3 protein-coding genes and 2 pseudogenes are annotated in these 11,209 nt (G+C 37.1%); 2 read left to right on the top strand and 3 right to left on the bottom strand.

What is annotated here, in order from left to right; all coding sequences use genetic code 11:
* Positions 1 to 110: 110 nt before the first annotated feature.
* Positions 111 to 314 (top strand): annotated as a pseudogene (locus H6G73_RS24235) (helix-turn-helix domain-containing protein); the annotation flags it as partial.
* Between the two features lie 18 nt (positions 315 to 332).
* Here H6G73_RS24235 and H6G73_RS22390 read toward each other — a convergent pair.
* Positions 333 to 1,553, bottom strand: a pseudogene (locus H6G73_RS22390) (ISL3 family transposase).
* 427 nt (positions 1,554 to 1,980) lie between these two features.
* On the opposite strand from H6G73_RS22390, the gene yidD reads away from it, so the two are divergent.
* Entirely contained in the window at positions 1,981 to 2,226 is a 246-nt protein-coding gene (gene yidD, locus H6G73_RS22385; RefSeq protein WP_190608470.1) for a membrane protein insertion efficiency factor YidD, read from the top strand.
* A gap of 7 nt (positions 2,227 to 2,233) precedes the next feature.
* On the opposite strand, the gene H6G73_RS22380 is transcribed toward yidD, so the two are convergent.
* Both H6G73_RS22380 and H6G73_RS22375 read right to left on the bottom strand, forming a co-directional pair.
* Positions 2,234 to 5,401, bottom strand: coding sequence for a PAS domain S-box protein (locus H6G73_RS22380; RefSeq protein WP_190608469.1), 3,168 nt, complete (start codon positions 5,399 to 5,401; stop codon positions 2,234 to 2,236).
* A 63-nt stretch (positions 5,402 to 5,464) separates the two neighbouring features.
* On the bottom strand, positions 5,465 to 10,906 hold the full coding sequence (locus H6G73_RS22375) for an ATP-binding sensor histidine kinase (RefSeq protein WP_190608467.1): 5,442 nt from the start codon (positions 10,904 to 10,906) through the stop codon (positions 5,465 to 5,467).
* Between the last annotated feature and the right edge of the window lie 303 nt (positions 10,907 to 11,209).

The raw sequence follows: 11,209 nt of genomic DNA, 5'->3' as shown, positions 1-11,209 counted from the left end.
ATACTTGTCAAAACTTGTGGCTTTGATGAATCAATTTCATGTGTACGTACCCTCTGGATAATCCTATTTTTTCTTCTTCCTTCATTCCCCACTTTGACAGAACAGGGATAAAGCGGAAAGCAGGGCGACCGGGGAAACTGAGCATAGAAGACCAGTTGTTAATAGCATTGGAATATTGGCGAGAGTATCGCACCTATTTTCATATTGGTCAATCTTGGGGAGTAAACGAGTCAACAGCATATCGTACTATCAGGAAAATTGAAGATATTCTCATCAATTCAAGAGAGTTCTCGCTACCTGGGAAGAAAAAACTTTCGGTTCTTGCGCCTATTTTATGGAGAATTAATACTAAAGTGCCAGTTTAATAAACTGCGTAGACGAAAATTGTTGAAGTTACGAAAACCATATCCAAGTCGTTTAATCAGCTTAAGTTTATTATTAATGCCTTCCACAGTCCCACTGGTAGTTCTACTATCAAAATAACCAACTATTTCGCCAAACCACCTAACGATAGTCCCGATTGTTTTGGGAAAAAATAACATCCCATCGTACATCCAATCCAATAATTGAATAATGCTATCTCCCCAAGACATGTTTGATTCAAAGATTTGTCTGAATTTTTCTTTCAACGAGTGCATCTTGGCGAGTGTGGGTGATACTTCCTGGACAGCTTTCAATCTTGATTGTTGCTCTTCATTTAACGAGTCTTCGTTTTTAATCAAGCTATATTTGCTTTTATTTAATCCGGCTAATATTCGTTCTTTTTTTGATTTATCTTCTAAAGACATTGCCGCTTTTTTCTCAGCTTTACGCATTTTATCTAATTCATCATTTACCTGTTTCATTACATGAAACCTATCAGCGGTTATATTTGCATTGGGCATTAATTATTCGACTAAACTTTTATAAGGAGACCACAGGTCTATACTCACTTCTTGGATTTGAGAGAGTACCTCCACTCCCCATCCTTTCAGGACTTCGCGGATTTCCTCTATCCTTCTTGTTTTCACTATTTCAATTGGTTTACGGGTATCTAAATCTACTATTACTGCTAGATAATTTCCTTGCCCTTTTACTAAGGCTATTTCATCTATCCCTAACCTTTTTACTCCTCTTAAATTTATCTTCTGTATTTGCGCTACTTGCCTTTTTAACATGGATTCGACTTCCTCATCACTGAGGTCGGTTCTTTTCGCAACGCTCTGAATGTTGCTATTCAATGCTTGCTCTACTATGTTAGCGGCTAATCTTTTTGTATATCCTTTGTTTTTCTCGACAAATTCTAGTTTCTCACTAAACACTTTTTTGCACTTATGGCATTTAAATTGACGACGATTGATTTTTAACAGAACTGGTTTTTCGCTCCACGGTAAATCATGAATCATTCGCCAATGGTCTTGGTGTATACTCTCTGTAATATTGCCACAATTTGGACAGGTACAATGGTTGACGGCTTTTTCGATTGTGATGATTATTCCCGCTCCTTCTACTTCTTGACAATCTAACACTTTTATCTCTAGTAGGTTGAGGATTTGCTCTACGGGAAATTTCATAACTATCGCCGCTAATGCCTGTTCTTGAATATATAATTATCTCACTTTCGTTAATTAAACATACCTTCAAAGCTGTAAAGTATTGTATCTATTCTCGTTTAGGCTTCAATCTCGATAAATTTCTTCCATTAATTTTCATTACTTTTTACTTCCTCCATAAAATATCCGAAAGAACCGATTTAATCTTATAGCTGGTTTGTACAACTATGAGCTTCGTCTCTCTCAAACTGAATCTATTTAACTAACTTTTGCAAGAGGTCTAAAGACTCTAGAATTCAGAAATGGCAAATGTTTTCGGAGAGTGACAGAACAGGGATAATTTTGCATACGTCCTAACTCAACAAAATAAAGCAATTCATAAATCAAATCGGAACGCTATATTTATTCTTGAGTGTAATAAAGTTATAGTAAAATACTCTAATAAACCATGAAAACTCTATTAATTTGGCTAATAAAAGGCTATCGTCTGTTTATTTCGCCTCTATATCCCCCAACTTGTCGGTTTCAACCAACTTGCTCTATGTATGCGATAGAAGCGATCGCTCGTTTCGGTGCTATTCGTGGTAGTTGGATGGCAATTAAGCGGATTTTACGCTGTCACCCTTTTCATCCAGGGGGTTATGATCCCGTGCCAGAGGTAGAGAATAAATGCAGTTGTGACCATGGCAAATAGGCAGGATTCACCCTTGTTTTAAAGGTAGGGTAATGGTAAATTCTACGCCTTGATTGGGTGCGGAATTACATTCGATGATGCCACCGTGATTTTCTGTGACAATTTGATAGCTGATAGACATTCCTAAACCTGTGCCTTTACCAATGGGTTTGGTGGTAAAGAAAGGGTCAAAGATGCGTTCTTTAACTTTATCTGCGATGCCAGGGCCGTTGTCAGCAATTTTGATGATGATCTGATTATTATTAGTCGGTTCGGTGCGAATGGTAATTTGGCTGGGATTTTGATTCATTTCCTCCCAAGTACGTTTTTCGTCTCTTTCTTCTAAGGCATCAATGGCATTAGTAATAATATTCATAAATACTTGGTTGAGTTGTCCACCATAGCATTCTACTAAGGGTAATTTTCCATATTCTTTGATAATTTTAATAGCTGGTCTTTCAGATTTAGCTTTGAGGCGATTTTCTAAAATTAATAAGGTGCTATCTATCCCTTCATGAATATCAATAGGTTTATATTCTGCTTCATCGAGGCGAGAAAATGTTCTTAAGGATAAAACTATTTGTCTAATTCTATCTGCGCCTATTTTCATGGAAGAGAATAAGCGGGGTAAGTCCTGCATGATGAAATCTAAATCAATTGTTTCGATTTCTTCTTGAATTGCTGGGGCAGGAGATGGATAATTTATTTTGTATAAATTAATTAAATTGAGTAAATCTTTAATATAGTTATCAGCAGGAGCAATATTACCGTAAATGAAGTTAACAGGGTTATTAATTTCGTGGGCTACACCGGCTACTAATTGACCCAAAGAGGACATTTTTTCACTTTGAATCATCTGTGATTGGGTGAGTTGTAATTCTTTCAATGCTTGCTCTAATTGTTGGGCTTGGAGGCGCAGTTGTGCCTCTGATTGGCGCAGGATTTCTTCTGCTCGTTTGCGTTCGGTCACATCTCTGTCAATGCCGCGATAACCACGCAATTTTCCTGATTTATCAACTATTGGTACGCCATTAGTTTCAAATATAACGATTGACCCGAACTGATGGATATTGCTTTTTTCTAAGTCAATTATGGGTGATTTATGCTGTACACATTGTTGAAAAATTGAGGTTAGTCGTTCCACTTCTAAGGGAGGCATGAAGTCAAAAAATGTCTTGCCTAAGACTTCTGTAGGTGTGTACCCTAAAAATCCTTGTACTTGAGGACTGACGTAAGTGTAAACGCCATTTTCATCTATTTCCCAAATCCAATCATTGACGGTTTCTACTAAGCTACGGAATCTTTCTTCGCTGTCTCGAAGTGCTTCTAGGGTAGCTTTGCGATCGCTCACATTGTTCATTGTGCCCAGCATCCGGCAAGCTTGATTGGCTTCATTGACGAGGAATTTACCTCGATCCTCTACGTCAATGTAAGAACCGTTTTGTTTGCGAAACCGATATTCACAGCAATAGGGTTCACCAGTTTGCATTTTTTCTGTGAGTAAAGCGATCGCTGCTGGTCGGTCTTCTGGATGAATTCGGTCAGTCCATTGTGCTACATCTATGATTTGCCATTCTTGGGGAGCATAGCCTGTAATTTCGGTAATTGCTCCTGCCCATTGAATTCGACCAGAAAGGATGTCATAGTCATAGATTAGCTGTCCTGTTTGTTCGACTACTAGGCGGAATCTTGCTTCACTTTCTGTCAGGGCAATTTCTGCTTTTTTGCGATCGCCTGACTCTATTAATAGCCTGACAAAATCAGTAATTGAGGCAATAAAGCTTTCTTCATCTAATGTCCATTGCCGGGGACGACCGATATGTTCACAGCAAAGTACACCGATAATTTGACCCCTTGACCAAATTCTAGTGTCCAGCATCGAGGCAATGCCCAAGGGACCTGTGTAATTAGCGGTAAATTCTGCGGTTCTGGGGTCATCATGGACATCTGTCACCGCAATAATTTGTTGGTCGTTTAAAGCTTGGAAATAAGCTGGATAATCACAAACTGATAATTTCAATCCTCCACTATGGCTACCGCTAGAGCGCTCATATAAGTCAACGCAATGAATTCGAGTTCTATCCTCTGTGTATAACCACACACTCACCCTTGCCACATCCAATCCAGTGCAAGCTACTTCTGTCACATATTGAATGGCTTTGGCAAATGGCTCATACTGTAAGCTTTTACTTTGAACTAACTGCTGTAATGCGGTGCTATGTTGACGTAGACGATTTTCACTGTTGAGAATAGCAGTTTCTGCCTGTTGGCGATCGCTAATTTCTTGCTCTAATTGCTTCACTGTTTGATTGAGTAAGGCTGTTCGCGCTTCTACTCGCTCTTCTAGTTCTTCATTCAGTCTGTGTAATCTTGCCTCAGCTTGCTTTTGTTCTGTAATATCTTGCAAGGTGCCAACAATGCCGATAATTTTGCCATTGGTATCACGCAGTGGAATTTTATTTGTTTCTAGCCAATGTTCTCTGCCGTCTGCCAATCGCACTTTAATTAAAATTCCGTATTCTGGGGTAACAGCCATATCCATCACTGGACATTCAAAATTCTGCCACCAATGAACATCTCCACTAGGCCAAGGTAATTCTGCATCAGTTTTACCAACCACATCTATTGGTGAATTGACACCCACAATCTGAGCAAAATTCTGATTACAACCTAGATATAACGAGTTACAATCTTTCCAAAAAATCGCTTGGGGAACGTTATCAATTACTAACTGCAATAAATTTTTGGAATCACGTAAATCTTGTTCGATTTTGCCGCGACGGGAAATTATTCGCACTAAACCAACTAAAAAAGCCTGGTTATTATCATCATAAAATAGATTTTTTTTAGTAGATATTAAATAGGTTTCGCCCTGAGAATTAGTCAAAATCTCTTCATTTTCATGGGTAACACCAGTGCTAAACACCAGTTCATCTTGCCGCCAAAACACTTCAGCTTGTGCTATGGGAAAGAAATCATAGTCAGACTTACCAATCATTTCCTCTCTAGAGTAGCCAATCCAACTACACAAAGCATCATTTAAAAATACCCAATTGTGATTTCTATCTTTCACAAAAACTGGGTCAGTCATTCCGTTGAGAATCTGCCACAGAAAATTGGTAAATTCTTTCTGTGGAGTCGTAATCAAAGGAGATTGATAATTTGTACAAGTTGGGGCTTGTTCTGGAAATGTCATCTTAATCCTGCAAGGTGCTGACCTATTTACTAGTATGATTAAATAATGCTAATGCTTATTTGATTAAGTTCTCTGTCGCCAAGGAATATCAATCACAAATTCTGCTCCCTTCCCTGGACTAGAAATACATTCAATGTTGCCTCCATGTTGTTCCACGACAATTTGATAGCTAATAGCTAAACCCAAACCTGTTCCCTGTCCAATGGGTTTAGTCGTAAAAAATGGATCAAATAATCTGGCTCGTTCTTCCTCCTTCACCCCTGGCCCATTATCTTTAATCATAATCCTAACGAATTGTTGATTTTTTACCTGCGTCCGAATTCTAATCTGACTAGGTTGTGCCTGAATTTCTGCTGGTGAGCGTTCCTCATCTCGTTGGATTAAGGCATCAATGGCATTGCTGATAATATTCATTAAAGCCTGATTTAATTGTCCGGCATAACATTCAACTAAAGGTAATTCACTATATTCTTTAATAATCTCAATCCCTGGTAGATCAATTCGCGGTTGTAAGCGATGCTGTAGAATCAACAGTGTACTGTCAATACCTTGATGAATATCCACCGATTTCATTTGTGCTTCATCAAGACGGGAGAAGTTACGTAAACTTACGACAATATTACAGATGCGGTCTGCACCCGACCGCATAGAAGTAAGAATTTTCTGCAAATCTACAATTAAAAACTCTAGGTCAATATCCTCTTTCATTGCCTGAATTTTCGCACTAGGATGAGGATATTCTTGCTCATACAATGCGAGTAAATCCAACAGGGAGTTAATATAGTGATGAGCAGGGTCAATATTACCATAAATAAAATTAACGGGATTATTTATTTCATGAGCAATACCCGCCACCATTTGCCCTAAACTAGACATTTTTTCTGTTTGAATAAGTTGGGTTTGTGTGCGTTTTAATTCTCCAAAGGCTTGTTTTAAGCGCAGATTTTTTTCATTTAATTCTTGAGTTCTTTGCTCAACCTTTTCCTCTAGATTTGCATATAGTTGGGCATTTTCTAAGGAAATAGCTGCTTGGGCAGCTAACATTTTTAAAACTTGCAACCGTTCTGGAGTAAAAGCACCAACAGTCAGGTTATTTTCTAAGTAAACAATGCCAATTAGTTTCCCCTGCTTGATAATAGGATTGCAGAGGATAGATTTAGGTTTTTCCTGTTGAATATAAGGGTCAATGCCGAAATTCTGGTCAATTCTCGCATCATTAATAAATACATGCTCTTGAGTATGGGCAACATAGTTAATAATGCTGACGGGGACTTCTTGGCTAGTTTGTAGAGCAGTTCTTTGTAGAGTACATACCTGCTCGTGAATACAGTGAGCTACTAAGATTAACTCTCCCCCTTGTGACAAAATCAATCCAGCTTTTTGCGCTCCCACATTTTCTAATATCACTTGCATTAAAGTCTGGATTAATTTGTCGAGATGAATTTCTGAGGAAATGGCCAAAGCAGCCTTGGTGACCGTTTCCACATCTAACATATTGAACACATGACTGGAGTCGCTTGTACCATTACTAATTACTGTCGAAGCATGAGGATTGTGCCAATTTAATTGCTTCTGAGTAAAGATGGGAGCAAGTAGTTGGGGATAAGATGTTTCTAACAGTTCTACTTTAGCTTTGGCACCCCAATTTAAATAGCAATAGTAAGCATCAATTAAGTAAGTTTGAGCAATTTTCATTTTCCCAGATGCCAAGAAAAATAAAGCTGCGAGTTCGTTGGCAATGGCTTCTTCCTGGAGATATTTATTTGCTCTTGCTCCTGCTATGGCTTGCTCATACAACTCGACTGCTTGCCAAGAATCACCTGACAATTTGGCTAATTCTGCTGCGATTAAATCATATTTGTGTTGATAATTCATGGGAGCATGTTCTGCCCACATTTTCATCTCTGCTTGATTAGCTAAAATTTCCTGTATTTGTGCTTCTTGTTCTTGGGGTGAGAGTTGGGGATATTCAGCTAACAGAGATAAAGAGTAGTAGAAATTATGCTGACTGACCAAAATTTGACCAGTGACTGATGCTGTATAGGGTTTTCCTAATTTAGCACTATTAACGGCAGCTTTGGGTTGATTAAATAAATAAAATAATATTAATTGTGCTAGATAAAAATTAAATAAAGAATTATAGTTATTTGTCTCGATAAAATTTGTTAATAACTCATGATTAACAAAGACACCTTGTAATTTCCCATTTTCTGGTGTAGGTTCTAGTAAATTCAATACTAGTTGCTTCCACATTTTTTGATTATCGACGCTCCACTGTTGTTTTAACTGTTCCATCAAAGCTGTGTATTGCTCAAGTAGTTGAAATACTTGATTCAGGTTTTCTCCTGCAAACAGTAAATTGAAGTAATGATTGGTAGAACAGTAACCAACATATTCTAAATCACCAACTTCTAGACCACTCCGCACATTTTCTTGTAAAGGCAAAATAGATTCTCTTATATGTTTTTTCCAACATCTAATGGTGGAGTACCAGAAAAAGAGAACTTTGAATTTTATATCTCTAGCATCAAATTTTTCTAATAAATTCAAAGCTAACTGACCATAACGATATCCTCCATTTATATCTGATAAAGCACCACAGAGTAACAAACCATAAACTACATAAGCATAAGCAGAAGCTGAGGAATTACCATATTTCACAGATATATGAATCATCGTATAGATAATTGGTAATACCAAACCAGGGTTGACAAAATATGCTGCGGCACTCATGCGAATTAACATCCGCATTGCAGCTAGTTTGTCTGCTTCTTTCAGGGTGGGTAAGTTAATTAAATCTTCAATATTTAAATTATTTAAATTGGCTGGTAGTCCGGTTTCTAAGTCAATTCCTAAAATAGCTAGGAGTTGTAGTCCTGTATCAATAGCTAATTGCATTTGCAATTGTGCCATGTACATTTGCATTTTCAATTCATAAACCTTGATACTATCCAGGAGACTTTTGGCATTTACTTTGACGGTATCTATATAAATTGCTGCTTGTTCAAAGTTAATGTTTAAATATTCGGCTTCTACTGCTTCTACATATAAATCTAAGGTTAGCTCATATTGTTTTTGCCAACTATCTCCAGATAAAAGCTTTAATCCCACCTGAAAATATCTAACAGCAGCTTCATAAGCTGTGGCTGATTTAGCTTTACGTCCCGCGATTAGGTTGAGTTTAGATAGTTGATTTTTTTCATTTTGATTAGTAATCAAATCAACGCCCATATTGAGTTGATTAACTATTTCAAAAATGTTTTCGGTTAATTCACTAGATTGGGTGTGACTGAAAAGAAGTTGACCTATTTTTAAATGGGTATGTTTTTTTTCTAATTCGGGAATTAAAGAATAGGCTGCTTGCTGCACTCGGTCGTGCAAAAACTTATATCTAACATTTAATTCTTCACAGACATCAATTTCTAGTTCTGTCTTCAGATCAACAGGAATGTTGCCGATGTCAGCTAATTGAATATTGGCATCAGTAAATAGTTTATAATTATCGTTTTGAGGAATAATTAACCCTTCTTGTAAAGCTGGCCATAGGTCAGATGCTGTGTTAATTGGGGAAGTTTCACAGACAATAGCTAAGGTATGAGCATCAAACTCATTGCCAAGACAAGCCGCTATTTTTAAAATATTTTGGGTAGATTGGGGTAATTTATTTAATTGTGTGGTCAAAAACTGGACAACATCATCATTTTGATATAAAGCCTTAGTTTCTTCTATATTGCATTGCCAGTGACCAAGATAAAAATCATAGGTAATCAATCCTTCCTCATGCAGTGATTTAAGTAATTGGGTGGTAAAAAATGGATTACCTTGGGTTGTTTGTAAAACAAGTTCTGTTAACTCTGTGATTTGAGATGGTTGACAAGCAAGGGTGTCCGATAAAAGGTGTTGGAGATGATTTGCTGCTAATGGTGGGAGGGAAATTTGATTAATGACTGTTGGTAGCTGATGCAGTTGATTTAGTGCCATCATCAAAGGATGTCCAGTATCAACTTCGTTATCTCGATATGCTCCAATTAGTAACAGATATTTCGTCTCTGCTTCGCTCATTAATAATTGAATTAATTTTAATGAGGCTGTATCTACCCATTGCAAGTCATCTAAAAAAATCACTAATGGATGTTCTGCGGTTGCGAAGATTTGAATAAATTGGTTAAAAAGTAAATTGAAGCGATTTTGGGCAGCATTACCTGCGAGTTCTGGGACAGGGGGTTGTTTATCGATGATTTTTTCCAATTCAGGAATTACATCGATGATGACTTGTCCTTGATTGCCTAAAGCTGAAAGAATTTTGTTTTTCCAATCTAATAATTGAAATGTGCTTTCTGTCAGTAGTTGTTTGATTAATCCGCGAAATGCTTGTAATAGGGCAGAAAAAGGGATATTACGTTGAAATTGGTCATATTTACCAGCAATAAAATAACCGTTTTGACGAGCAATTGGTTTATGAACTTCTTGAACAACTGCGGTTTTACCAATGCCGGAAAATCCAGCTACTAACATTAATTCTTTGTGTCCCTGACTGACGTTATCAAAGGCAGATAATAAAGCTGTGACTTCTGCTTCTCTACCATAAAGTTTTTCGGGAATTAAAAAGCGATCGCTCCGGTCTTTCTGTGCTAACTTAAATTGACGTATCTCTCCTTGATGTAGCCACATCTCCTGGCACAGTTCTAAATCATGACGGATGCCTCTTGCTGTTTGATATCGTTCTTCAGCAGTCTTGGACATTAGTTTGAGAATTATCTCTGCTACTGGTGGTGGTATCTCAGGATGATATTCTCTTGGGTTTTTGGGTTTTTTCGCTAGGTGGCAATAGATGAGTTCAAGAGGATTTCTATTGTCAAAAGGTAAATGACCGGTGAGCAATTCATAAAAGGTAACTCCCAAAGAATAATAATCAGTCCGATAGTCAATGCCGCGATTCATTCTTCCTGTCTGTTCAGGGGCCATATATGCCAAGGTGCCAGCTAATACATTGACAGGCTTAATTTCGGCTATTTCTTTGGGCAAGACAGAGGAAATGCTAAAATCTATGATTTTAATTTGTTTATTTTTGGGATTAATGAGAATATTTTTAGGTTTAATATCTTTGTGAATAATTCTATTTTTATATAAACATTCTAAGGCATAGGTAATTTCAATAGCTATGTAAAAAAAATCATCTAAACTCAAAGGTTGGGAATTGGCATATTGATTGAGAGTAATACCGCCAAAATCTTCGAGAATCAGGGCGTAACCTTTGCGGTATTGTTCCAGCTTATAGGTTTTAATAATATTAGGATGGGAAATATTTTGTGTGAGTGACAATTGATTTTTTAACCCAATTAAGTCACTAAAATGGGGGTATTCGGCGTTGATAATTTTAATAATAACTGGATTTTCTGTATCTTCTTGAATACCACGATAAATGCTAGTTTTGGTACTAACTTTAATTAATTCAGTAATTCTATAACCGGGTATGGTAGGCGCAGATATAGAAGTATCAATCATAAAGCAACATAATTGCTGGTTTTTTGAGTTTCCTAGATTAACAGACTGATGTTATTGAAAATAAATATCACTCACCAAGTTGAGTTTTTGCTGATCAGGATAGAGATTAAACGGGTTAATAACAGTCCTCTATTCTTAATCTGTTGGTGACAAAATTTTTGTATATGAATAAATACCCAGTGATATTTGTAACTAAACGCCTATATCCTCTCACATCTCCTACCGTTTGATTATATGTATGTGTTGAAATCGTTTTATTTTTATTGTTATACATTTGGTTACCCTGATGCTGAAGCTATTCAT

It is taken from the genome of Richelia sinica FACHB-800 (assembly GCF_014698825.1).
Taxonomy (GTDB): domain Bacteria; phylum Cyanobacteriota; class Cyanobacteriia; order Cyanobacteriales; family Nostocaceae; genus FACHB-800.
This window is presented reverse-complemented; position numbering and strand designations above follow the sequence as displayed.